The sequence below is a fragment of the Microbacterium sp. EST19A genome (assembly GCF_019969685.1).
Taxonomy (GTDB): Bacteria; Actinomycetota; Actinomycetes; order Actinomycetales; family Microbacteriaceae; genus Microbacterium.
Genome location: NZ_JAHXYZ010000002.1, coordinates 1,420,669 through 1,445,857, shown reverse-complemented (window position 1 = coordinate 1,445,857; position 25,189 = coordinate 1,420,669). Strand labels below are relative to the sequence as shown.

Below are 25,189 nucleotides of genomic sequence, written 5' to 3'. Positions count from 1 at the left end.
GCTCAGCTCTCCGGCTGCAGGGCGTCGATCAGGGCTGCCATGATGCCGGGCATGTCCACGGTGGGGTCGATCATCCACTGCAGCTGAAGACCGTCCGCTGCCGCCTGGATGATCCTCGCCAGCGTCTCCGGGTCGACCGGTGCGTGCCGCGGCCCGGAGGGGAAGTTCTCGGCGATCGTGGCGCGGAGCCGTTCGCTGCGCTCGAGGAAGTACTCGTGCGCGGGATGGGCGGGGTCGGCGGCATCCACCGAGAGGCGGGAGAACAGGGCGACGAGCCCGGGCACCTCCGTGTTGTGTCGGATGACCTGGAGGAAGCCGTCCCGGGCCCCGTCGGCGTCGAGGAAGGCGGGGTCGAGGCCGTCGAGCTCATCGCGCTTGCGGAGCACCGCGGTGAAGAGCTCCTCTTTCGAGCCGAAGTAGTGCAGGAGAGCCGCGGGCGTGACGCCGACGACCTCGGCGATCTCCTTCAGCGAGGCGTTCTGGTAGCCCTTGCGTCCGATGACGTCGAGCGCGCTCTCGAGGATCTCCTCGCGCCGTGCTACGCCCTTCGCGTATGAACCTCGAATCGCCATGCTCCGAGACTAATCCTGAATGACGTTTGGAATCTAATACTGAATCGCATATAGTTTTCGCAAGGACACCGCCGTCGCTGCGAAAGGAAGACCATGACCGAGATCTCGGCCTCCGACCTGACCCTCGAGGAGAAGGCTTCGCTGACCAGCGGCGCGGACTTCTGGACCACGAAAGCCGTCGAGCGGGCCGGCATCCGCTCCGTGATGATGACCGACGGCCCGCACGGTCTCCGCAAGCAGGCCGGCGGCACCGACCACCTCGGACTCGCCAGCAGCGTGCCCGCCACCTGCTTCCCGCCCGCGGTCGGCATCGGATCGTCGTGGGATCCGGAGATCATCGAGCGCGTCGGCGCCGCGATCGGCGTGGAGGCCGCGATCGAAGATGTCGCCGTCGTCCTCGGCCCCGGCATCAACATCAAGCGCTCGCCGCTGTGCGGGCGCAACTTCGAGTACTTCTCCGAAGACCCGATCGTCTCGGGCGTGCTCGGCGCGGCATCCGTGCGCGGCGTGCAATCGCAGGGTGTCGGCACGTCGCTCAAGCACTTCGCGGCGAACAACCAGGAGTTCGACCGGATGCGCGTGAGCTCCGACGTCGACCCCCGACCGCTGCGCGAGATCTATCTGCGCGGGTTCGAGCGGGTCGTGAAGGATGCCGCGCCGTGGACCGTCATGTGCTCGTACAACAAGCTCAACGGCGTCTGGACCTCGGAGGACCCGTGGCTGCTCACGAGCGTGCTGCGCGACGACTGGGGCTTCGACGGACTCGTCGTCTCGGACTGGGGTGCGGTCAACGACCGTGTCGCCGGTGTGGCGGCGGGGCTCGACCTGGAGATGCCGGCATCCGGCGGGCGCACCGACAAGCAGCTGGTGGATGCCGTGCGCGCGGGCACTCTCGCCGAGAGCGTGATCGACACCGCCGTGGCCCGCATCGTCGATCTCGTCCGCAAGGCGGGGGATCGTCCTGCGGCCACGGGTCCGCTCGACGTCGAGGCTCACCACGCCCTCGCCCGCGAGGCGGCGGGACGGTCGATCGTGCTGCTGAAGAACGACGGAGCCCTGCTGCCGTTGTCTCCCACGCAGAAGGTCGCCGTGATCGGAGCCTTCGCGACCGAACCGCGTTTCCAGGGTGCCGGTTCGTCGCTCATCAACCCCACACGTGTGGACGCGGCGCTCGACGCGCTGCGGGCGGTCGGCGGCGATGATGTCTCCCACGCGGCGGGCTTCGCGGTCGACGGTGGCGCCGTCGCGGCATCCGGTCGTTCCACCGAGGAGCTTCGGGAGGAGGCGGTCGCGGTCGCCGCGGCCGCCGATGTCGCCGTCGTGTTCCTCGGCCTGCCCGCTGCCGAGGAGTCCGAGGGCTTCGACCGTGAGCACATCGATCTTCCCGAGGTGCAGCTCGCGCTGCTCGACGCCGTGCTCGAGGCGAACCCGCGCACCGTCGTCGTGCTGTCCAACGGCGGCGTGGTCGCGCTGCCCTTCGCCGATCGCGTGCCGGCGATCGTGGAGAGCTGGCTGCTCGGTCAGGCCGGCGGCAGCGCCGTCGCCGACGTGCTCTACGGCACCGTGAACCCCTCGGGCAAGCTCACCGAGACGGTTCCGGTGCGGGTGGAGGACAACCCCTCCTTCGGCAACTTCCCCGGCGAGTTCGGGCACGTCCGCTACGGCGAGGGTCTGCTGGTCGGCTACCGCTGGTACGACGCGAAGGGCCTCGCCGTCACCTATCCGTTCGGTCACGGCCTGTCGTACACGACGTTCGAGTACGGGGCGGCGACGGCGGAAGTCACCGAGGCCGGAGACATCGTCGTGCGCCTCGACGTCACGAACACGGGAGACCGCGACGGCCGCGAGATCGTGCAGGTCTACGTCGCGCCGACCCGATCGCACGTCCAGCGCGCGCCGCGCGAGCTCAAGGCCTTCACGTCGGTGGCGCTCGCCGCGGGAGAGACCCGCAGTGTCGAGCTCGTCGTCCGCCGCGAAGACCTGGCCTACTGGGACGTGCGGGTCGACCGCTGGATCGTGGAAGGCGGCGAGTACGCGGTGGATATCGCCGCATCCAGTCGCGACATCCGCTCATCAGTCGCGGTGCAGGTCGACGGCGACAAGGTGCTCATCCCGCTCACGATGAACTCGTCGATCGGCGACGTCGTCGCGCATCCGGTCGCCGGCCCGATCGTCCTGGGCGCACTCGGCGGCTTCCTCGGCGAGCTCTCCGGAGCCGACTCGTCCGCGGCGTCCATGATGCCGAACGACGAGGCGATGGAGAAGATGATGGCGTCGTTCCCGATCGGCCGCCTCATCGGGTTCCCGGGCGTCGACGTGTCGCACGAGCAGGTCGAGCAGCTGCTCGCCGCCGCGAACGCCGGCGGCCCCGCGGCGGGCTGAGCGCGTTGCTCCGACGCCCGGCGCGGGAATCAGCGTCGGGCGTCGAAGCGCACCGGGGGATGGGTCGCGGCGACGAGCGTGCGCATCTCCTCCAGCGTCGAAGGCGCGGCGCCGAGGGCTCTGGCCTGCACGAGCACGTTGCCGAGCGCCGTCGCCTCGACCGGACCTGCCAGCACCGTCGTGCCGGTACGGTCGGCGGTCGCCTGGCAGAGGAGCGCGTTGAGCGAACCTCCCCCGACGATGTGGATCACGTCGATCGGGCGGCCGGACAGCGATGAGGCGGTGGCGATCGCCTCGGCGAACGCGGCGGCGATCGACTCGACGATGATGCGGGCGAACGCGGGTCGGTCGACCGGCGGCTCGCCGCTCGCGCGCAGCAGAGTGGCGATGCGGTTCGGCATGTCGCCCGGCGCGCTCAGTGAAGGATCGTTGGCATCGAAGAGTGGGATGTCGCCCGTGACGGCGGATGCCGCGGCGAGCAGCTCGGGCAGATCGATGGGCGCCCCGTCGGCCGCCTCCCACTCCCGCACGGTCTCGCTGAGCAGCCAGAGCCCCGTGACGTTGTGCAGGAACCGGTAGCGGCCGTCGACGCCCCGCTCGTGCGTGAAGTTGCCCTCGCGTGCGGCATCCGTCAGCACCGGATCCGACAGCTCCAGCCCGACCAGGCCCCACGTGCCGCAGGAGATGTACGCGGCCGAGGGCGACGTCATCGGCACGGCCGCGACGGCGGAGGCGGTGTCGTGCGATCCGACCGCGATGACGGGCAGCGTCACGCCGATGCGCGCCGCGAGTTCCGGTCGGAGTTCGCCGATCACCGCTCCGGGGTCGACGAGCTCGGGGAGCAGCGCCGGCGGGATGCCGAGTCGTTCGGCGAGCTCCGTGTCCCACTCGCCGCTCTCGACCCCGAGCAGTCCGGTCGTCGAGGCGTTCGTGCGCTCGGCGACCCGCGCGCCGGTGAGGAGGAAGGCCAGCAGATCCGGGATCAGCAGCGCGGTGTCGGCGTCGGCGAGCCGCGTGTCGACGCGGTACTGGTACAGCGTGTTGAAGGGCAGGAACTGCAGACCGTTGCGACCGTACAGTTCGGCGAACGGCATCCGCTCGTGCACCTCTTCGACGCCGCGAGCCGTGCGGTCGTCGCGGTAGTGGAAGGGTTCGGCGAGCAGTTCGCCGTCGCGGAGAAGTCCGTAGTCCACGGCCCACGAGTCGATGCCGATGCTCTCGATCGCCGGCTCGCGGCGCACAGCCTGGGCGAGCCCGTCGACGACGTGCTCGTACAGCGCGCCGAAGTCCCAGTGCAGACCGTCTTCACGCTCGACCGGGCCGTTCGGAAAGCGCGAGACGAGTTCGAGTTCGAGCACGCCGTCGCCGATGCGTCCGATCATCACCCGCCCGCTCGTCGCCCCGAGGTCGACGGCCGCGACGGCCCGCAGGGTCATCGCAGGAAGGCCGCGGCGACGCCGGAGTCGACCGGGATGTGCAGGCCGGTCGTGCGGCTGAGCTCGGGTCCGGTCAGCACGTAGACGGCATCGGCCACGTTCTCGGGCACGACCTCGCGCTTGAGGATCGTGCGGTTCGCGTAGTACTGACCGAGGTCCTCTTCCGCGACGCCGTAGGTCGCGGCGCGGTTGGCGCCCCAGCCCGACGCGAAGATGCCCGAGCCGCGCACGACGCCGTCGGGATTGATGCCGTTGACTCGGATGCCGTACTCGCCGAGCTCCACCGCGAGCAGTCGCACCTGGTGCGCCTGGTCGGCCTTGGTCGCCGAGTAGGCGATGTTGTTCGGGCCGGCGAAGACGGAGTTCTTCGACGAGATGTAGATGATGTCGCCGCCGAGCTTCTGGTCGATGAGCGCGCGGGCCGCGGCCTTGGAGACGAGGAACGAGCCCTTCGCCATCACGTCGTGCTGCAGGTCCCAGTCCTTCTCGGTGGTCTCCAACAGCGGCTTCGACAGCGAGAGCCCGGCGTTGTTCACGACGAGGTCGACGCCGCCGAACGCGAGCACCGTGGCGTTCAGGGCGGCCTGGATCGCGTCGGCATCCGCCACGTTCGCCGCGACGCCGATCGCGACATCGGTGTTGCCGAGCTCGGCCGCAGCGGCCTGCGCCTTCTCGAGGTCGAGGTCGGCGACGACCACGCAGGCGCCCTCGGCGGCGAGCCGGGTCGCGATGGCCTTGCCGATGCCGGACGCCGCGCCCGTCACGAACGCGATGCGCCCCTGGTGGGTCTTGGGCTTCGGCATCCGCTGCAGCTTCGCCTCTTCCAGCGCCCAGTACTCGATGTCGAACTTCTCGGCATCGGAGATGGGGGAGTACGTCGAGAGGGCCTCCGCGCCGCGCATCACGTTGATGGCGTTGACGTAGAACTCGCCGGCGACGCGAGCGGTCTGCTTGTTCGCGCCGTACGAGAACATGCCGACGCCGGGGATCAGCACGATGAGCGGGTCGGCACCGCGGATCGCGGGAGACTCGGCCGTCGCATGGGCGTCGTAGTAGGCCTGGTAGTCGGCCCGATACTGTTCGTGCAGTTCGTGCAGGCGGGCGACCTGCTCGTCGACGGATGCCGTGGCCGGCAGGTCGAGGATCAGCGGCTTGACCTTCGTGCGCAGGAAGTGATCGGGGCAGCTGGTACCCAGCGCGGCCAGCTCGGGCGCCTTCTCGGATGCCAGGAAGTCGAGCACCACATCGGCGTCGGTGAAGTGGCCGATCTGCGGCCGGTCGTGCGAGGCGATGCCGCGGATGGTCGGGGCGAGGGCTGCTGCGCGCTCCCGACGCTCGGCCTCGGGCAGCGCCTCGAAGCCGGAGCGGATGCCGCCGAACGGGTCGGCCTTGCCGTGCTCGGCGATGTACGCGGAGGCCGTCTCGATGATCCACAGCGAGTTCGCCTCGGCCTCGTCGGAGGTGTCGGCCCACGCCGTGATCCCGTGGCCGCCGAGGATGCAGCCGATCGCCTGCGGGTTCTGCTTCTTGATCTCGGCGATGTCGAGTCCGAGCTGGAAGCCAGGGCGACGCCACGGCACCCAGACGACCTTGTCGCCGAAGATCTTCGCCGTCAGCTCCTCGCCGTCGGCGGCCGTGGCGATCGCGATGCCGGAGTCCGGGTGCAGGTGATCCACGTGCGCGGCGTCGACGAGGCCGTGCATGGCGGTGTCGATCGAGGGGGCAGCGCCGCCCTTGCCGTGCAGGCAGTAGTCGAACGCGGCGACCATCTCATCCTCGCGGTCGATGCCGGGGTAGACGTCCACCAGGGCGCGCATGCGATCCAGCCGCAGCACGGCGAGGCCGGATTCCTTCAGGGTTCCCAGGTCGCCGCCGGAGCCCTTGACCCAGAGCAGCTCCACCGGCTGACCGGTGACCGGGTCGGTGTCGGTGCCCTTCGCGGAGGTGTTGCCCCCGGCGTAGTTCGTGTTCTTCGGGTCGGAGCCCAGGCGGTTCGAGCGCTCGATGAGGGCTTCGGCAGTCGGGTTCGTCATCAGTCTTTTCCTCGGTTCGAAAGGGTCGGTGGTGGAGGCGCTCAGGCGCCCCAGCCGGCCTGCACGCCCCCGACACGGTCGGCGGCGATCTTCTGCTGGTAGCCGGATGCCGCGTACGCGGCCATCGGGTCGCCGGCGAGGCCGCGCGACTCGCGCCACTCGGCGAGGGCCGGACGCACATCGGTGTAGAACGCGTCCATGAACACGGCGTTGGCGGCGAGCACGTCGCCCGACTTCTGCGCGGCGGTCAGGGCGTCGCGGTCGACGAGCAGCGCGCGGGCCGTCATCTCCTGCACGTTCAGCACCGACCGGATCTGGCCGGGGATCTTGTCCTCGACGTTGTGGCACTGGTCGAGCATGAACGCCACGTCCGGGTTGTTCAGGCCGCCGCCCCGGATGACCTCGAAGAGGATGCGGAACAGCTGGAACGGGTCGGCCGCGCCGACGATGAGGTCGTCGTCGGCGTAGAAGCGCGAGTTGAAGTCGAACGAGCCGAGCTTGCCGAGGCGCAGCAGCTGCATGACGATGAACTCGATGTTGGTGCCCGGGGCGTGGTGGCCGGTGTCGAGGCACACCATCGCCTTGTCGCCGAGCGCGCTCACCTGGGCGTAGGAGGTACCCCAGTCGGGGACGTCGGTGTGGTAGAAAGCCGGCTCGAAGAACTTGTACTCGAGCACGAGGCGCTGGTCGTCGCCGAGACGCGCGTAGATCTGCTGCAGCGATTCCTGCAGGCGGTCCTGGCGGCCGCGGAGATCGGCCTGGCCGGGGTAGTTCGAGCCCTCGGCGAGCCAGATCTTCAGGTCGCGGCTGCCCGTGGCATCCATCACGTCGATGCAGGCGAGGTGGTGGTCGATCGCCTTCTGCCGGATCGCCGCGTCTTCGTGCGTCAGGGCACCGAACTTGTAGTCGTCGTCCTGGAACGTGTTGGAGTTGATCGTGCCGAGCGTGACGCCGAGGTCTTCCGCGTGCTTGCGCAGGTCGTCGAAGGAATCGACCAGGTCCCACGGGATGTGCAGCGCGACGGAGGGAGCGAGTGCCGTGTAGGTGTTCACCTGCGCGGCATCGGCGATCTTCTCCCACGGATCGCGGGGCGTGCCGGGCGTGCCGAACACCTTGAACCGGGTGCCGGAGTTGCCGAAAGCCCAGCTGGGGAGTTCGATGCCCTGCTGCTCGAGAGCTGCGAGGTCTTCGGGGGAGAGGATGCTCATGCGACGCTGCCTTCAATCCGGGTTGAATCGTTTCAAGTCATTGTAGGAGTCCCGCGCTCCTTGTGCAACACCTGATCGATCCCGATCCGGACGATGCCGTACACTCGCGGACAGTGCACGAGTGGAAAGGGGCACCCGGGTGGCAGTGAGCGTGCGCGATGTGGCTGCTGCAGCCGGAGTCTCCGTCGGCACGGTGTCCAACGTCCTGAATCGTCCCGACAAGGTCGCCGAAGACACGGTCGAGCGCGTGCGCGATGCCATCGAGCGCCTCGGCTTCGTGCGCAACGACGCCGCGCGGCAGCTGCGAGCGGGCCGAAGCCGGAGCATCGGACTCATCGTCCTCGACGCCGGCAACCCCTTCTTCGGGGACGTCGCGCGCGGTGCCGAGGCCCGCGCCGACGAGGACCGCCTCTCCGTCCTGCTCGGGAACAGCGATGAGGATGCCGCGCGCGAGAGCAGCTACCTCGACCTCTTCCGGGAGCAGCGGGTGAACGGCGTGCTCATCACACCGGCATCCGACGATGTCACCGGACTCCGGCGCCTCGCGGATGCCGGGACGCCGGTGGTCCTCGTGGACCACGAGATTCCCGGCAGCGGCTTCTGCTCCGTGTCGGTCGACGACGTCGAGGGCGGATACCTCGCGACCCAGCACCTGCTCGACATCGGCCGCCGGCGCATCGCCTTCCTCGCCGGCCCCTCGTCCATCGCCCAGGTCGCCAACCGTCTCGAGGGCGCGCGCCGCGCGGTCGACGAGGTGCCCGGTGCGGCGCTCGAGGTGATCGAGGCGGATGCCCTGAGCGTGCTGAACGGGCGCGAGGCCGGCGACGCGGTCCTCGGAAGGGCCGCCGCCGATCGCCCCGACGCCGTCTTCGCCGCGAACGACCTGCTCGCGGTCGGCCTGCTGCAGGCGCTCACGATGCGCGGGAGCCTCCGCGTGCCGGAGGACATCGCACTGATCGGCTACGACGACATCGACTTCGCCTCGGCGACCGTCGTGCCGCTGACGTCGATCCGCCAGCCCGCACGGCTCATCGGGCACACGGCGGTCGACCTCCTGCTGCGGTCGATCGACGACCCGGACGGCGACTACGAGCGGAACGTGCGCTTCCGTCCCGAGCTCGTCGTGCGCGCCTCGACCTCCGGCTGAGTCCGCTCAGGCGCCGAGCATGACCGCCAGCAGGGCACCCGCTCCGCCGACGATGAAGAGGAGCGTGCCCAGTTGCATGGTGCGCGTCTTGTTGCGATCGGCGACCGGCACGCTGAGCTCGAGGATCGGGCATCCCGACCAGCCGATCAGACCGATGCTGAGCCCGACGGTCAGCGCGCTGAGCCACCACAGCGCCTGAAGTCCCTCCGGAAGGGTGGTCGGTCGCCACCCGGAGGAGAGGAGGAGGCCCATCGTGACGGCGACCGATCCGACGGCGGCCGCGAACCACACGGTCCCCGTCGTCATGATGCGCTGCACGTTGATCTCAGGTGCCATCAGGTCAGATTCGGTGGTGCTCATATGCGTATCTGTCTTCGATCCCAGGATGTGACGTGGATTGTTCCCACCGTCACGGAGAATCCGCTCGCGGTGGACCAGCAATCAGAATAGACCCGTCTGAGGACGATGGGCCCCTCACACGGTGCCGATCGCGGAACGCCACGATCCTTCGAGGCTGTGAGTCCCGCTGCCGACCTCGACGCGCTCGCCGCCCGGCAGCTCCACGGTCGCCGTGGTGCCGGTCGGCACGGTGACGTCGACCCGCAGGATGTCGCCATCGCGCCGCCATGCGATCTCCGCGCGACCGTAGGGGGTCTCATGCGCAGCGCGAGCGTGGGTGAACCCGCCGCCCGGCTTCGGCGCGAAGCGGATCGCGCGGTAGCCCGGCGCGGCGGGCGCGAGGCCCGCCACGGTGCGGTGCAGCCAGTCGGCCACCGCGCCGAGCGCGTAGTGGTTGAACGAGGTCATCGTGCCCGGGTTCACGGTGCCGTCGGGGCGCAGGCTGTCCCAGCGCTCCCAGATCGTCGTGCCGCCCTGCGTGACCGCGTACAGCCACGACGGTGCCTCCGTCCCCAGCAGCAGGTCGTAGGCGGCATCCGCGTGACCGGTGACGGTGAGCGCGTCAGAGACCAACGGCGTCCCGACGAAGCCGGTGGCGATGCGGTGGCCCGCTTCCTCCACCAGCGCGGCCAGGCGCGCGCCGGCCGTGGCGAGCACGTCGTCCGACACGAGGTCGAACGCGATGGCGAGCGAGTACGCGGTCTGCGCGTCGCTGGTCATCCGCCCGTCCGGCAGCACGTACGCCGCCGTGAACGCCGCGCGCACCTCGGCCGCGAGCTGCGCGTAGTGGGCGCGCTCGTCGTCATGGCCGAGCACCTCGGCCATGCGCGCGACCCGGTCGGCCGAGCGTGCGAAGTACGCCGTGGCGACGAGGTAGCGGTCGGTGGTCGCGTCGGCCGGATCCTGCGGCGGTGCGGCGGGATCGAGCCAGTCACCGAGCTGGAAGCCTTCGTCCCAGAGCCGGTCCTCGCCGGCGAGCCGCGCGAGCAGATCGACCCACTTCTTCGCGCTCGGGTACTGGTGGGTGAGGATCCGGGTGTCGCCGAAGCGCTCGTACAGCGTCCACGGCGTGAACGTCGCGACGTCGCCCCAGGCGGCCCCGGGGCGGATCGGCGTCCACTGCTTGTCGGCCGGGATCACCGGCACGTACCAGGGCACCGTGCCGTCGGGCAGCTGCTCGATCGCGACGTCCTTCAACCAGCTGGAGAGCATCCCCGACACGTCGTACAGGAACGACGCGGTCGGCGCGAACACCTGCAGGTCGCCGGTCCAGCCGACGCGCTCGTCGCGCTGCGGGCAGTCCGTGGGGATGTCGAGGAAGTTGCCGCGCATGCTCCAGACCACGTTCTCGTGCAGCCGGTCGACCAGGGCGTTGGACGACGCGAACCAGCCGGTGCGCTCCATGTCGGTGTGGTAGACCCGGGCGACGATGTCACCTGCGGCGACGGCGGCATCCAGGGCGTGCGCGTCCCCCGGCCACTCGATCTCGGCGTAGCGGAAGCCGTGGAAGGTGAACCGCGGCTCCCACTCCTCGACCCCGCTGCCCGCGAGGATGAACTCGTCGGTCGACTTCGCGTCGCGGAGCGGGCGCGTGTAGATCTCGCCCTCCTGCAGCACCTCCGCGGTGCGGAACCGCACGACGTCACCGGCTCGACCCGAGACCCGGAACCGCGGGCGTCCGACGAGGTTCTGCCCGAAGTCGAGCACCCGCTTGCCCGTCGGCGTCGTGAGCAGTTCGACGGGCGCCACCTCCTGCGTGCAGCGGACCGGCGGACCCTCGGGGGCGGTGAGCGTCGCCGGGTCGCGGTGGGCGGCGACCACCCGGGACCAGCCGCTCGCGTCGAAGCCCGGTCGTGACCAGCCCTCGAGCTCGGCGGCGATCCGGGCGTCGTAGGTCTCGCCGTCGTAGTTGCCCGTGTGCAGGATCGGGCTGGGCGTCGCGCGCCAGTCGCCGTCGGTGGCGATCGTCTCGGTGGTGCCGTCGGCGTAGCGCAGTTCCAGCTGCGCGAGCAGCGACAGGTCGGTGCCGAAGACGTTGCGGAAGCCCCCGCGCCAGCCCATGCGTCCGCGGTACCAGCCGTCGCCGAGCCAGGCGCCGATCGCATTGGCGCCCGCGGCGATCTCCTCGGTCACGTCGTAGGTGTAGTAGCGCAGCTTCTCCCGGTACGGCGTCCAGCCGGGCGACATGGCATCGTCGCCGATGCGTCGTCCGTTGATCTCGACCTCGTACACGCCGTGCGCCGTGACGTAGAGGCGTGCGGAGGCGAGACCCTCGCGCGCGGAGAAATCGCGCCGCAGCACCGGGGGCCGACGGTCGTCGCGGTGCGGATTCTGCGGCCAGTTCGCGCCGACGGCCATCGCGGTCCAGTCCGCGGCGTCGAGCAGGCCGATCTCGACCGCGGCCGGCTCACTCCAATCGGACACGGAGCCGTCGTCGCCCGTGACGCGGACGCGCACGACCGCGCGTTCCCGGGAGGAGAGCGGAGCAGACGGCCACGGGCGCAGCACCGAGTCGGAGTCGTCGGCCGCCGCGGTGGCCACCTCGCCGGCGCGCGTCACCTCGAGCTCGTACGACGCCTGACTCCAGCCCGCCGGAGCCTGCGTCTTCCAGGAGATGCGGGGCGAGGGATCGCCGATGCCGAAGGCGTGGCGATGGTGCTCGAACGTGGGCGCAGCGACGACGATGCTCATGAGTCTCCAGATTCAGGGGTGTGTCGATCATCTCGGATGAATTGACACGTTTCAACACGGGGCGGGAAGATGGGGGCAACGAAAGGATCCCCATGCGCGTGGTCGTCACCGGCAGTTCGGGAAAACTCGGACGCGCCACCGTGGAGCGGCTGCGCGCCGACGGCCACGAGGTCGTGGGGTTCGACATCGTCGGAGCGCCGGGGCCCGGCTTCGTCCGCGTCGACCTGCAGGACTACGGGCAGGTGCTCGATGCGCTGCTCGGCGTCACGGCCCGCCATGACGGGCTCGACGCCGTCGTGCATCTCGCCGCCCTTCCGGTGAACGGGCTCGTGCCGGACGCCGCGACCTTCACGAACAACATGAACGCCACGTTCCACGTGCTCCACGGTGCTCTGCGCGCCGGCATCCGCACGATCGTGCAGGCGTCGAGCATCACCGCGATGGGGTTCCCCGACTTCGCGAACCTGACCTCGCTGCCCGTCGACGAGGGGTACACCGAGGCGAACAACACCTACGCCCTCGGCAAGGTCGCCGAGGAGGCGATGGCCGCCCAGCTCGTGCACTGGGCCGAGGGGACCAGCATCACGGCGCTGCGCTTCACCAACGTCGTCGCCGAGGGGGAGTACGCGACCTTCGAGCGTGCCGGCGTCGCGGACTACCGCCGCGATCTGCTCGGCACCTACGTCGACGCTCGCGACGCGGCCACCGCCGTCGCGCTCGCCCTCGAGCACGCCGCCCCGGGCTTCGAGGTCTACAACGTGGCGGCATCCGACTCCGGCGTGGCGACCCCGACGGCCGAGTACGCCGCGCGGAACTACCCCGGGGTGCCGCTGCGCGAAGGCCTCGGCGAGTTCGAGACGCTGATGTCGATCGACAAGGCGCGCGACCGGCTCGGCTTCGAGCCCGTGCATCTGTGGCGTCAGGAGTACGCGGGAGCGTAGGCGGCCGGCCATCACGCCGCGGTCGTCGTCGTGCGGATCCGGTAGAGGCTCGTCGTGGCCGTGAGGAACAGGTCGTGTCCGTCCTCGCCGCCGAACGTGCAGTTCGACACCGTCTCCGGAACGGGGATGTGCTCGAGCAGGGCGCCGTCGGGTGCGTAGACGTAGATGCCGTCGCCGGCCGAGGTCCACACCCGGCCCTCGCGGTCGATCGCGAACCCGTCGGAGGCGCCGACCGGCGGCTTGGCGAACTCCTGGCCGTCGCCGAGGACTGTCGCCCCATCGACCTCGAACACGCGGATCTGCTGCGCCTCGGGATGGTCGGCGTAGAAGCCCGTGTCGGAGACGTACAGCCGTGAGCCGTCGGGGGAGAACCCGATGCCGTTCGGGTGCACCATGGTCGTGACGACCGGCGACGCTTCCCCGGTGACCGGATCCCTGCGGAACACGAAGCACGCGTCGTAGTCGGACGTGCCGGGGTGCCCTTCGCGTCCGCTCGGGTGGATGCCGTACGGGGGATCGGTGAACCAGATCGCTCCGTCGGATGCCACGGCGAGATCGTTGGGGGAGTTGAACCGGCCGCCGCTCCAGCGGTCGACCACGATCTCGGGTCCGTCCGCGCCCTCGCGCTCGATCGCGCGACGCCCATGACTGCACTGGATCACGCGGCCCTCGAGATCGACGGCCCTTCCGTTCGTGTACTCGGCGGGCTGCCGGAAGGTCGTCACCTCGCCGCTGGCGGCATCCCATTCGAGGATGCGGTCGTTCGGGATGTCGCTCCAGCGCACGCGCCGGCTGTCGGGCAGCCACACGGGACCCTCGCTCCAGTCGGCACCGTCTGCGAGGCGCTCCAGAACGGCTCCGGGGGCGATCAGCGTGGATGCCGCTTCCGTTGACATGCAGATTCTCCTATGAATAAACTTGCATCATTCGGTTCAGATCCGACCGTAGCACTCGCGGTGAGGGGTTCCCACGATGACTTCCCGGCAGCGGCCGACGACTCTGGTGCTCGGCACCTCGGGTCTCGGCTCCGGCGACGAGGAAGCCGCGGTCGACACCGCCACGGCGCTCCTGCGCAGCGAGCACTTCATCGACACCTCCAACATCTACTCCGGCGGAGCATCCGAGCGCGTCCTCGGGCGGGCGCTTTCGGCGCTGGCTCCCGAAGAGCGAGCCCCGGCGGCCGGCAGGATCCTCACGAAGGTCGACCGGGATCCGGAGACCGGTCGCTTCGATGCCGACCGCGTGCTGCGCTCGGTCGAGGAGAGTCTAGGACGCCTCGGTGTCGAACAGGTCTCGCTGCTGCACCTGCATGATCCCTACGTGCTCACGGTCCGCGAGGCCCTCGCTCCCGGTGGAGCGGTCTCGGCCCTGGTGCGGTTGCGCGAGGAAGGGGTCGCCGCGGCGATCGGCATCGCGGCCGGTCCCGTGCCGCTGCTGCAGCGCTACGTCGACAGCGACCTCTTCGACGCGGTGCTCTGCCATAACCGCTACACGCTCGTCGATCGCAGCGCCGCGTCGCTCTTCCGCGACGCGAGCGACCGCGGCATGCGCGTGTTCAACGCGGCACCCTTCGGCGGCGATCTGCTCGCCCGCGGTCCGCGCGACGGCGCGCGCTACCAGTACAGGCCGGCATCCGCAGAGCTCCTCACCTGGACCGCGCAGGCCGAGGCCGTCTGCGCGCGTCACGCGGTGACGCTGCCGGCCGTCGCGCTGAGTCTGTCGCTGCGCGCCGACACCATCGACGGCACGGTGGTCGGCGTCTCGTCGCCCGGGCGGCTGGACGCCCTCGAGCAGCTCGCCGCGACGGTGATCCCCGACGCGGTGTGGACGGAGCTCGACGCGCTCGGACCCGCGCCTTCCCCCATCGATGACAGCGGCTACGGAGACGACGAATGACCGGTCGCTACTGGGAGAGCACCCTGCCGGGTGCCGGTCGGCGCTCGCCGCGGGCGGATGCCGTGAGCGATGCCGCCGTGCAGAGCCTCAACGGCACCTGGCGCTTCCGGCTCTCCCCGACCGCCGCCGGATCGGGCGACGGCTTTCTCGCCTCGGACTTCGACGACTCCGGGTGGGACGAGATGCGCGTCCCATCGCACTGGGTGCTCGAGGAGTTCACACCGCTGGCCGGAGGCGCAGCGCGCCGCATGCTCGGCACCGAGGAAGGGCCGCTGTACACGAACACGGCCTATCCCATCCCGCTCGATCCGCCGTACGTGTCGACCGAGAACCCGACGGGCGACTACCGCCTCGTCTTCGACGTGCCGGCCGACTTCGGCGCCGCGGTCCTGCGTTTCCAGGGTGTGGACTCGTGCGCGAAGGTCTGGCTGAACGGGAAGGAGCTCGGCTGGTCGATGGGCAGTCGCCTGCCGTTCGAGTTCGACGCCCCCGTCCGCGCGGGCCGGAACGTGCTGGCGGTGCGCGTGCACCGCTGGTCGGCCGGGACCTACCTCGAGGACCAGGACATGTGGTGGCTGCCCGGCATCTTCCGCGATGTCGAGCTGCTCGCGCGGCCGTCCGGCGCCATCGACGATCACTTCGTGCACGCCGACTACGACCACGTCGCAGGCATGGGCACCCTGCGCGTCGACGCGTCCATCGACGCTGTCGTCGAGATCCCGGAGCTGGGCATCTCGATGCCGGCCGGTCAGACGGCCACGATCGCGGTGGAGCCGTGGAGCGCCGACATCCCGCGCCTCTATCGCGGGACGCTGCGTGCGGCGGGAGAGACGGTCGAGCTCGCGATCGGCTTCCGCCGGGTCGAGATCATCGACGGGGTGCTGCGGGCCAACGGGAGCGCGCTCACCTTCCGCGGCGTGAACCGGCACGAGCACCACCCCGACACCGGGCGCACGCTCGACCGCGAGACGATGATCCAGGACATCGTCATGATGAAGCGCGCGAACATCGACTCCGTGCGCACGAGCCACTACCCGCCGCATCCCGAGTTCCTGCGCCTGTGCGACGAGTACGGACTGTGGGTCGTGCTCGAGGTCGACCTCGAGACCCACGGCTTCATCTACGAGGGGTGGGAGCACAACCCGCCCGCGCTGCCCGAATGGCGCGAGTCGATCATGGATCGCCTCCGCCGCACGGTCGAGCGCGACAAGAACCACCCCAGCATCGTGGTCTGGTCGCTGGCCAACGAGAGCATGTCGGGCGACGGCTTCACCGAGATGCGGCGCTGGCTCGACGACCGCGACCCGTCGCGCGTGGTGCTGTACGAGCGCGACCCCAGCTACCGCGACTCGGACTTCTACTCGCTGATGTATCCGTCGCTGGAGCTGCTGGAGAGCATCGGGCGGCACGAGGAACCGCGCGGCGGTCGGCTGAGCATGCACGGCATGGTGTTCGGCGGGGCCGACGAACCGCTTCCACCCGGTGTGACGGAAGCCGAGGAGACCCGCCGTCGCGGGCTGCCGTTCCTGCTGGTCGAGTACGCCCACGCGATGGGCAACGGTCCGGGCGGGCTGCAGGACTACTGGCGTGTGTTCCGCTCGTACGACCGTCTGTGCGGCGGGTTCGTCTGGGAGTGGATCGACCACGGCATCAACGACGTGGACGCGGAAGGACGACCGTTCATCCTGCAGAGCGAGGACATCGACTACGAACCCCGCGGCGGACGATTCTCGCTCGACGGACTGCTCTTCAGCGACCGCACGCCGAAGCCGTCGCTGGCGGAGCTCGCCAAGGCGCACGAGGTGATCGACATCGAGGTCTCCCCCGAGCGGGTGCGCATCGCGAACGCGCGGCACACCGCGGACACCTCGGATCTCCGATTCCGCTGGTCGGTCGAGGCCGACGGGGAGCAGGTCGCGAGCGGCGTGCTCGAGGTGTCGACGATCGCCCGCGGAGAGCGCGTGGAGATCGCGATCCCGGATGCCGCGGCATCCGCTCTGCGCGGCACCGACGCGGTGCTGACGGTCGAGGCGACGCTCGAGGCCGAGACGCTGTGGGCTCCGGAAGGGCACGTGATCGCGTGGGCGCAGCGCGTTGCGGAGCCCGAGGAGCGCGGCTCGCGCGAGGTTCCGGGTGCCGGCGCGGTGTCCGAGGTCGCCGGTGACGTCATCCGGGTAGGGGCGGCCGCGTTCGACGCGGACACCGGCCGTCTTCTGCGGCTCGGCGAGCTGCCCGTCGACGGACCCTGGATCGACCTGCATCGGGCGCCGACGGAGAACGACCGCGGACAGGGCGACAACAACAACATCGCCGCGATCTGGCGCGCCACGGGCCTGCACCGGCTGCGGCACCGCATCGATGACGTGGACCTCGACGGCGAGCGTCTGGTCGTGCGCGGACGGACCGCACCGCGCACCCACCCGCACGGCGTGACCTGGACGATGACGTGGCAGCCGGACGGCGATGGGCTGCGCCTGGACACGGCCGTCGACTTCATGGGTCCGTGGGCCGACACGCCCTTCAAGCACCGCGACATCTGGGTGCCTCGCCTGGGACTCCGCTTCGGCCTGCCCGCCGCTGCCGATCGCGTGACCTGGTTCGGCCGCGGTCCCGGCGAGACGTACGTGGACTCGGTCGAGGGAGCCCGTGTCGGGCGCTTCGAGAGCACGATCGACGCGCTGCAGACGCCGTACCCGATCCCGGAGGAGAACGGCAACCACACGCAGACGCGGTGGCTCGAGGTCACGGGCGAAGGGATGCCGACCCTCCATGTCGACGGTGAGCCGTTCGATTTCACCGCGCGGCGATGGACGTCGGAGCAGCTCGAGGAGGCGCGTCGTCCGACCGACCTCGTCGCCGGCGACCGGGTGTGGCTGAACCTCGATCACCGGCAGCAGGGCATCGGCTCGGCATCCGTCGGTCCGGCGCTCCCCGAGCAGTACCGGGTGCCGCGCGAGCACACGGCCTGGAGCGTGCGGCTCTCCGTCCGCTGAATCGGATGACGGCTATACGTTGGTATGGCCCGGTCTTACCAACACTTAAGCCCCTAAGTGTTAGTATGACTCGGTCTTACCAACATTTAAGCATCTAAGTGTTGGTAAGATCGAAGCATGTCCACGGCTTCACCGAATATGCGCATCCCCATCGAGGCTGTCGCGCACGAAACTCTCCCGTGGATTCCGCGCGCGCCCGAGATGTACTCGCGGGCCGAGGTCGAACGACAGACCGGGCCGTACGAAGCGACGGTCACTGTCGGGATAGCCGAGTGGAACGCCCCGGTCAACGCCGAGGACGCAGCCGATATCGAAGATGCGACCCGGCGGTTGGTCGCCTTCGATGACCATGCGCAGCGGCGGCTCGGCACGGGCAGTCCTGTGCTGGGCCCCATGTCCGCGGTGCTGCTCCGCACCGAATCGGCGTCGAGCTCGCAGATCGAGCAACTGACGACGTCGGCGAAGCAGCTCGCCCTCGCGGAGATCGACGAGGGCGCGAAGAGCAACGCGCTCACCGTCATCGGCAATGTCCGTGCGATGGAAGCGGCGCTGGCGCTCTCGGCAGACATCACGGAGGATTCCATTCTCCAGATGCACGCGGCGCTCCTGCGGCATCAGGCAGGATCCGAGCAGGAGGCGGGCCGGTACCGTCAGGAGCAGGTCTGGATCGGCGCGGGGAACGCGGGCCCGCGTCTGGCCGAGTTCGTGGCTCCTCACCAGAACCGGATTCCTGCCGCGATGGCTGACCTGATCCGTTTCATCAAGAGGCAGGACCTCTCCGTGCTGGCGCAGGTCGCCGTCGCGCATGCGCAGTTCGAGACCATTCATCCGTTCGTCGATGGCAACGGGCGGACCGGCCGGGCTCTCGCACAATCGATCCTGCGCAACAAGGGACTCGTCGGCTCGACCGCGGTTCCGATCTCTGCGGGGCTTCTTGTCGACACGGGTCGCTACTTCGCGGCACTCACATCGTTCCGTGAGGGAGATGCGGGTCCGATCATCCGCGAGTTCGCCGCGGCGAGCCGCATCGCCGCGACGACGGGCGTCCAGCTCGTCGATGATCTCGTCACCGAGTTGGACGAGTCCCGGTCACGGATGCGGGGCATCCGTGCCGACGCCGCGGCGTGGAAGCTGCTCCCTGCGCTCATCGGACAACCGGCCGTGAACACGTCGTATGTCACGGACGTGCTCGGCTTCGGCGAGATGGCTGCCCTGCGCGCGCTGGATTCACTGGTCGAACGCGGTGTGCTCGCCGAGACGACCGGTCGAGGAAGAAATCGGGTCTGGGAGCACCGAGGGATTCTCCGAGTCCTCGACGAGTACGCCGCCCAGATCCGTCGGATGATCCCGCGAGGGTGAGCGGGTGCCGGAGGCTCAGGCGTCGAGGGCGGCGACGTCGAGGAAGAGGGTGTCGGCGCCGACCTGGCCGCCCTTGAGCAGCAGCTCGAGAGCGCCGACATCGGCGTCGGCGGCGTGCGGACGCAGCAGCACGACGTTCCCCCAGGGGTTCGCCGCGATCGACAGCGCCTCGATGCCGAGTAGACGCGTGATACGACTCGAGGTGTCGCCGCCGCAGACGATGACACGGCGCGCCGCACCCGCTCGCGCAGCCGCAAGCACCAGCGCGCCCGCGGCCTCCGCGATCTCTTCGAGCACGGAACGGTCGCCGACCGACGACGTGTCGGCGTCGGCCGAGGTGAAGACGACGCTGCGCCCCGAGGTCAGTGCGCCGAGGGCGGCCTCGGTCGCGTCGGCGAGATCGTCGGCGGCGAGGGGCAGCGGGCGCACCAGCCAGCCCGCGACGGCAGCGGCTTCCGCCTGACGACGCGTCTGCGGCGAGCGACTGCCCGAGACGACCAGGACGGGCCCGGCTGCCGGAGTGGCTGTCGGAACAGCGGATGCCGCACCCGGCGATGCCACGGCGAGGCCATGCGACAGGCCGCCGGAGCCGATGGCGAACACGGGGGCGGGCAGGTCGTGGAGTGCCGCACCGACCGTCAGCAGGTCGTCGTCCGACACGGCATCGAGCACGACCGCGGCCTCGTCGGCACCGCGGAGTCGCTCGGTGAGCGAGTCGTAGGCGGTCAGCGGCACCGCGCCGACGGGGAGGGAGGTCTGGCGGCCGATGTGAACGGCGAGATCCGCCTCCGTCATGGGCGTCGACGGGTGCGTCGACATGGTCGGCTGCCGGTCGAGACGGTGGACGATGCCGTTCTCCGAAGCGAAGTGGGTGCCGAAGAGCGTGTAGCGACCGAAGTCCGGCTGGGCGAACAGCATCGGCACCGGACGTGACGCGACGACATCCCTCCCGATCTCGATCACGCGCCCGAGGCTGCCGATCTCCGGGGCGGAGTCGGCGGTCGAGCACGCCTTGTACTGCACGATCGGCGCGCCGGTCGAGACCAGGGCCTGCAGCGCCGGGATCACCTCGGCATCCATCTGCTCCGGCGACAGCGAACGGGCGATACCGGCGATGCCGACCACGTCGACGGCCTCTGCCGCCGCACGCAACGCGCCCGCTGTGGGCAGGGTGGTGAACAGCCTGCCCGACCAGCCGCGGCGGGCGAACTGCAGCAGCGCGTCGACGCTCCCGGTGAAGTCGTCGCCGTAGAAGGCCGCGCGGATCTCAGACATGGCGGATCTCAGGCACGGACGGGGCCGAACACCTCGGTCGCCCGTCGCAGCGCATCCGACCGCTCGACGGCCTCGTGCACCGACTCGCCGCGGGCGGCGGATGCCCAGGCGTCACGCATGCTGCTCACGCCGGCTGCAGCGCCGTCGGGGTGACCGTGGATGCCGCCGCCGGCGAGCACGAGCAGATCGGTCGTGCCGACAGCGCGGTAGGTCGCGTGCGCCAGTCCGCCCCACTGCCCGCTGGAGAGCACGGGAACGGTCGAGTTGATGCCGAGGAGCGGTTCGCGGACCGCGGCGATGGAGTCGAGCACCTCGTCGTCCGTCTCGTAGAACTTGTTGCTGATGCCGTTGGTGTGCAGATGATCGGCGCCCGAGAGGCGGGCGAGCTTCTGCCACGCGCGAAAGCCTATCCCGACCTGCTCCGACCGGCCGATCGCGCCGAACATCGTGCGATGCCCGTGGATCGGCACGGCCGTGTGCGTGCTGAGGAGCTCGAGCCCCGCGAGTCCGACGAGGTTCACGCAGGCCATCACGCAGGTGCCCCCTGCGGCGACGACCAGGTCGTGGTTCGCCTCGAGTCGGCCGATGTCGTCGGTGATATTGAACGCGTACATCGGCATCCGACCGGTGCGATCGGCGTAGCGGTGCAGCACCGGCATGACGGCGTCGACGCGCGCGGACAGCGGTGAGGACGGACCGTTGCCCTGCAGCTCGTCGTCCTTGATGAAGTCGATGCCCGCCTCGGCGAGCTCTCCGACGACCTCCGCGAGCTCGGACGGCGCCAGGCCGATGCTGGGCTTGATGATCGTGCCGATCATCGCGCCGTCCGATGCGCCCATGAGCCGCCGGGTGCCGGCGACGCCGAAGCGAGGGCCCTGGTAGCGCTCGGCGAACGCGGCCGGCAGGTCGAGGTCGATCAGGCGCACGGCGGAGAGCTCTTTGATCTCGAAGAGGTTCCCGGCGACAGCCGCGAGCAGGTTGGGGAGCGAGGGCCCGAAGTTGTCGAGCGGGAAGCGCAGCCGCAGCACGGCCCTGCGTCGGTCGGCCGGATCGCCGACCGCGCCGGGCAGACGGGAGGCGCCCGTGAGGGGGATCTCCTGGATGGACTCCACCTGTGCGGCGAAGCGCGCCCGCACATCGTCGGACTCGCGCTGCACCCGCACGAAGGTGCCGGTGGACTGCTCGCCCGCCAGCACCTCGGCCGCATGCAGCAGGGGGAGGGAGGTCTCGATGATGTACGTCGCGATGACGTGCTGTGCGCTCATCCCGATCACCAGACCAGCGGGAGCCACACGGACATCTCGCCCGCGCCGCGGTTGCCCCACGTGTAATAGGGCACGAGACGGGCGGTGGCCGTGGTCACCTCGGCCTCGCCGAGCAGGTCGTAGAGCGCATCCTCCGCCGTCGTCGGGAGCACCGTGATCTCGGTGTCGAGAGCGACGACACGGTGGCCGGCGACCTCGGTCTCGACGGGTGCGAGCTCCGCGCCGCGGCGCAGCGCGGCCTGCTCGAGCACGACGCCGTCGGGCAGGTCGGCGCTCTCCAGCGCATAGACGACAGGTCCTCGGCGCACGGCGACCTGATTGGCCGTCTCCTCGGCGAGGCGGTGTCCGCGCAGCATCCGCACCGGCATCGGCAGCGTCAGCACCACGACGTCGCCCTCGGCCCAGTCGCGGTCGATGCGCGTGTACGTGCCCGGTGCCGAGACCTCGACGACCTCGCCGTCGACCGTCGCGGTCGCGCCCTCGCTCCACCCGGGGATGCGGAGATGCAGCGGGATGCCGCCGCCCGATGCCGCGGTCACCGTGAAGGTGAGCGTCTCGCTCCAGGGGTAGTCGCTGTCCTCGCGCAGGGCGAGGGTCCGGCCGTCGTCGGTCGACACGTTCAGCTCGCTGCCGCCGTACTGGTGCACGTAGAGCCCGTCGTCTCCGAGAGCGGCGGCGCGTTCGTGGAAGCGGGCCAGCGTGCGCGCGATGTTCGGCGGGCAGCAGAAGCAGGCGAGGTAGCCCTCGCGCAGCCGCTCGTCGGAGGGAGGCGGCGGAGGAGTCGGGTGGATCGCCGTGTCGCCCGGGCGCCGCAGCGGGTACGGGAGATCGCGCACCTGGCGCAGCGCGTTCGTATAGAAGTACTCGGAGCCGGCCAGGCTGATGCTGGCGAGCAGCGTGTTGTACGCGACCTGCTCGATGACGTCCGCGTACTTCGCGTCTCGGGTGAGGGCGAGCATGCGCTCGCTCCAGAAGATCATGCCGATGTTGGCGCACGACTCGTTGTGGGCGGTGGTGTGCGGCAGCTGGTACGCGCGGCCGTAGGCCTGGTGCACGCGGCTGATGTCGCGCTGCCACGGTGACGCGTCGGGGGAGGCGCCGTCGTAGAGGGCCCCGCATCCGCCGGTGATGTAGAGCTTGGTGTCGACGACGTCCTGCCACAGCCGCTCCAGCACGCCTTCGAGCTCGGCATCGCCGGTTTCGAGAACGAGGTCGGCGAGGCCGGCGTACAGGTAGTTGGCGCGCACGGCATGACCCGCGACGACCGTCTGCTCGCGGACCGGCACGCGGTCCTGATTGTCGTCGCCGCCCTCGAAGTCGTCGCGCACGCGCACGAACGCCTCGGCGAGGCGCAGGTAGCGCTCCTCCTGGGTGACCCGGTACAGCTCGATGACCGCCATGTAGTGCGAGGGGCAGATGGCGCTGCGGGCCAGCTCCATCGGCTTGTTCGTGGCGAGGTCCTCGAGGAAGCCGGCGGCTTTGCGGGCCACGTCGAGCAGCGTCTCGGAGCCGGTGACTTCGTGGTGCCGCACGCCGGCGGTGATCAGATGGCCGAGGTTGTAGGTCTCGAAGTGGAAGCGATCGGCGAGGGCGGCGACGTCGACGTCGTTGCGGTCGGCGATGAGCGTCGGGGTGTGCAGGTAGCCGTCGGGGCGCTGCACGGAGGCGATCAGCGCGGCGATGTCTTCGATGCGCTGGGCGAGATCGTCGTCGGGGTCGGTTTCGAGGCTGGCGATCGCGGCCTCGAGCCACTTGTAGAAGTCGCCGTCCATGAAGGAGGGGCCGAGGTGCTCCCCCTCTTCGAGACCCGCGGCGATGCGGAAGTTCGCGAGCCCCGGGCTGACGGACGGATCGCTGAGCGACGACCAGATCTGCGGAACCGTGACGTCACGGGTGCGATCGTGGATGCCGCCCCAGAAGCCGTGGGTCCAGCGGGCGTTCTCTGCGCCGAGCGGCCGCAGCGGGCTCGATGCGCGCAGAGTGTTCGTCGTCGACATGACGTTCTTCCTTCCGAGGCGGCTGCCATCAGTTCCTGCAGTCAGATCATGCACCCTGTCGGAGATCGCAGGACTGCATGATCATGCATGTTAGCGTGGAAATGCGGCCCGTGTGAATAAACTTTCAATACTGATTGTTGACACACCATTGAAACGATTCTATTCTCGTGTCATACCCGCATCGCCCTGCACTTCGTCAAGGAGGACGTCATGAACATCCACAGCACCCGCGGCCGCAAGTGGCTCGCGCTCGGAATCGTCGTCGCTGCGGCACTGCCGCTCGCGGCGTGCGGCGGTACCGGTGACAACGCCGGCGGTGGTGGTGGCTCGTCCGACGGCGGCACCGACCCCGAGGCGTTCACCGTCATGACCGCGAACGAGAACACGGTCATCGGCCCGACGCTCGACGCTCTCGCCGCCGACCAGTGCAAGGCCGAGAACGAGGCGCTCCCCATCGAGCACCAGAAGATCGCCCAGGCCGACACCGTGCAGCGCATCACGCTGCTCGCCAGCCAGGACGCCCTGCCCACGCACACCATCGCCGGCACCGCGCTCATCCGCCCCGACGGCGACCTGGGCGCCGCAGGAATGGTCGGCGACCTGAAGGCGGCGCTCGAAGAGAAGGACGCCTGGGACAACGTGCTGCCCGCCGCGGCATCCACCGTCGAGCAGGTGTACGGCGGCTTCGTCTCGCTGCCGTACCAGTACAACATCGAGGGCATCTTCTACAACAAGCAGATCTTCGAAGAGCTCGGCCTCGAAGAGCCGCAGACCTGGGACGAGCTCGCCGAGGCGTCGCAGGAGCTGCAGGACGCCGGCTACACCGCCATGGCGCAGGCCGGCGCCGCGGGCTTCCCGCTCACCCGACTGCTGGGCATGTACATCTTCCGCAACGTCGGTCCCGAGGCCATGCAGGCCGTCGCCGACGGCGACGCGAAGCTGACCGACCCTGAATACGTCGCCGGTGCCGAGGCGATCGCCGAGTACGCCGCGAAGGGCTACTTCGGAGACGGCTTCTCGACCCGCGACGCCGACGCCACGTCGAACCTGTTCCTGACCGGCAAGGCCGGCATGGCCTACGACGGCACCTGGCTGCTCAGCGCCATCAACGACCCGGAGCGCAACCAGATCGGCGGCGAGAACGTCGGCTTCATGCCGTTCCCGGCCGTCGACGGCGGCAAGGGCTCGATCGACCAGTACCCCGCGAACGCCGGAGCGCCGATGATCATCGCCGCCGGGCAGTTCGGCCCCAAGGTCAAGGACTGGGTCGCCTGCATCTCCGAGAACTACGGCCAGCAGGCCCTGCAGGACACCGGCTCGATCTCGGGCTTCGCCGTCAACGGCGAGGTCACCGACATCAGCCAGAACACGCTCGACATCCAGGAGCGCATCTCCGGCATCGACGAGACCGTACTGTGGTTCGAGGCGCTGATGGACCCGAAGAGCAACTCGCTCGCGTCGACCAACGCCACCCTCCTCACCACCGGCCAGATGTCGGCGGAGGACTACATGGCGGCACTGCAGGACAGCATCGACGCCAACCGCTGACCCCGAAGCCGACTCCTCACCGCCCGGGTGAGGAGTCGGCTTCTTCC

17 protein-coding genes are annotated in these 25,189 nt (G+C 69.8%); 7 read left to right on the top strand and 10 right to left on the bottom strand.

Annotation, left to right across the window (positions count from 1 at the left end; translation table 11 throughout):
- Positions 1-2: 2 nt before the first annotated feature.
- Positions 3-572: a TetR/AcrR family transcriptional regulator gene (locus tag LC452_RS17010; RefSeq protein WP_223627386.1), complete on the bottom strand. Its 570-nt coding sequence runs from the start codon at positions 570-572 to the stop codon at positions 3-5.
- Between the two features lie 93 nt (positions 573-665).
- On the opposite strand from LC452_RS17010, the gene LC452_RS17005 reads away from it, so the two are divergent.
- Complete coding sequence (locus LC452_RS17005; RefSeq protein WP_223627385.1) at positions 666-2,954, top strand: glycoside hydrolase family 3 C-terminal domain-containing protein; 2,289 nt, start codon at positions 666-668, stop codon at positions 2,952-2,954.
- A 29-nt stretch (positions 2,955-2,983) separates the two neighbouring features.
- Here the strand turns inward: LC452_RS17005 and LC452_RS17000 are convergent, their stop codons facing one another.
- Genes LC452_RS17000 through rhaI form a run of 3 tightly spaced genes read right to left on the bottom strand, consistent with a single transcriptional unit; the run spans position 2,984 to position 7,631 of the window.
- The gene (locus tag LC452_RS17000) at positions 2,984-4,390 is read right to left on the bottom strand and encodes a rhamnulokinase family protein (RefSeq protein WP_223627383.1); all 1,407 of its coding nucleotides are present in this window, start codon (positions 4,388-4,390) and stop codon (positions 2,984-2,986) included.
- Positions 4,387-6,423, bottom strand: a complete 2,037-nt coding sequence (locus LC452_RS16995) for a bifunctional aldolase/short-chain dehydrogenase (RefSeq protein WP_223627381.1) — start codon at positions 6,421-6,423, stop codon at positions 4,387-4,389. The genes LC452_RS17000 and LC452_RS16995 overlap by 4 nt, the downstream gene beginning before the upstream one ends.
- A 41-nt stretch (positions 6,424-6,464) precedes the next feature.
- Complete coding sequence (gene rhaI / locus LC452_RS16990) at positions 6,465-7,631, bottom strand: L-rhamnose isomerase (RefSeq protein ID WP_223627379.1); 1,167 nt, start codon at positions 7,629-7,631, stop codon at positions 6,465-6,467.
- A gap of 139 nt (positions 7,632-7,770) precedes the next feature.
- On the opposite strand from rhaI, the gene LC452_RS16985 reads away from it, so the two are divergent.
- A complete protein-coding gene (locus tag LC452_RS16985) occupies positions 7,771-8,778 on the top strand; it encodes a LacI family DNA-binding transcriptional regulator (RefSeq protein WP_223627710.1) in 1,008 nt (335 codons plus the stop codon).
- Positions 8,779-8,784: 6 nt separating this feature from the next.
- Here the strand turns inward: LC452_RS16985 and LC452_RS16980 are convergent, their stop codons facing one another.
- Complete coding sequence (locus LC452_RS16980) at positions 8,785-9,138, bottom strand: hypothetical protein (RefSeq protein WP_223627377.1); 354 nt, start codon at positions 9,136-9,138, stop codon at positions 8,785-8,787.
- A gap of 114 nt (positions 9,139-9,252) precedes the next feature.
- A complete protein-coding gene (locus LC452_RS16975; protein WP_223627375.1) occupies positions 9,253-11,868 on the bottom strand; it encodes a glycoside hydrolase family 78 protein in 2,616 nt (871 codons plus the stop codon).
- A gap of 92 nt (positions 11,869-11,960) precedes the next feature.
- Between LC452_RS16975 and LC452_RS16970 the strand changes: the two genes are divergently transcribed.
- Positions 11,961-12,809 (top strand): NAD(P)-dependent oxidoreductase, encoded by an 849-nt coding sequence (locus LC452_RS16970; protein ID WP_223627373.1) that lies wholly within the window; start codon positions 11,961-11,963, stop codon positions 12,807-12,809.
- An 11-nt stretch (positions 12,810-12,820) separates the two neighbouring features.
- Here LC452_RS16970 and LC452_RS16965 read toward each other — a convergent pair whose 3' ends face one another.
- Positions 12,821-13,705 (bottom strand): SMP-30/gluconolactonase/LRE family protein, encoded by an 885-nt coding sequence (locus tag LC452_RS16965; protein ID WP_223627371.1) that lies wholly within the window; start codon positions 13,703-13,705, stop codon positions 12,821-12,823.
- A gap of 76 nt (positions 13,706-13,781) precedes the next feature.
- Between LC452_RS16965 and LC452_RS16960 the strand changes: the two genes are divergently transcribed.
- The 3 genes from LC452_RS16960 (at position 13,782) to LC452_RS16950 (ending at position 19,057) form a co-directional block, all read left to right on the top strand.
- Positions 13,782-14,705: an aldo/keto reductase gene (locus LC452_RS16960; protein WP_223627369.1), complete on the top strand. Its 924-nt coding sequence runs from the start codon at positions 13,782-13,784 to the stop codon at positions 14,703-14,705.
- Positions 14,702-17,698, top strand: a complete 2,997-nt coding sequence (locus tag LC452_RS16955; RefSeq protein ID WP_223627367.1) for a glycoside hydrolase family 2 TIM barrel-domain containing protein — start codon at positions 14,702-14,704, stop codon at positions 17,696-17,698. The genes LC452_RS16960 and LC452_RS16955 overlap by 4 nt, the downstream gene beginning before the upstream one ends.
- Positions 17,699-17,815: 117 nt before the next feature.
- Positions 17,816-19,057: a Fic family protein gene (locus LC452_RS16950; RefSeq protein ID WP_223627366.1), complete on the top strand. Its 1,242-nt coding sequence runs from the start codon at positions 17,816-17,818 to the stop codon at positions 19,055-19,057.
- 15 nt (positions 19,058-19,072) lie between these two features.
- On the opposite strand, the gene LC452_RS16945 is transcribed toward LC452_RS16950, so the two are convergent.
- From LC452_RS16945 to LC452_RS16935, 3 genes are read right to left on the bottom strand one after another with little or no spacing between them, the layout of a single operon-like run.
- Positions 19,073-20,332, bottom strand: a complete 1,260-nt coding sequence (locus LC452_RS16945; RefSeq protein WP_223627364.1) for a four-carbon acid sugar kinase family protein — start codon at positions 20,330-20,332, stop codon at positions 19,073-19,075.
- Between the two features lie 8 nt (positions 20,333-20,340).
- Positions 20,341-21,597 carry a RuBisCO large subunit C-terminal-like domain-containing protein gene (locus tag LC452_RS16940; protein ID WP_223627362.1) on the bottom strand — a complete coding sequence of 419 codons (1,257 nt, stop codon included), beginning with the start codon at positions 21,595-21,597 and terminating at the stop codon, positions 20,341-20,343.
- A gap of 5 nt (positions 21,598-21,602) precedes the next feature.
- A complete protein-coding gene (locus LC452_RS16935) occupies positions 21,603-23,594 on the bottom strand; it encodes a glycoside hydrolase family 127 protein (protein ID WP_223627360.1) in 1,992 nt (663 codons plus the stop codon).
- A gap of 210 nt (positions 23,595-23,804) precedes the next feature.
- Between LC452_RS16935 and LC452_RS16930 the strand changes: the two genes are divergently transcribed.
- Complete coding sequence (locus LC452_RS16930; RefSeq protein WP_223627358.1) at positions 23,805-25,142, top strand: ABC transporter substrate-binding protein; 1,338 nt, start codon at positions 23,805-23,807, stop codon at positions 25,140-25,142.
- Positions 25,143-25,189 lie beyond the last annotated feature (47 nt).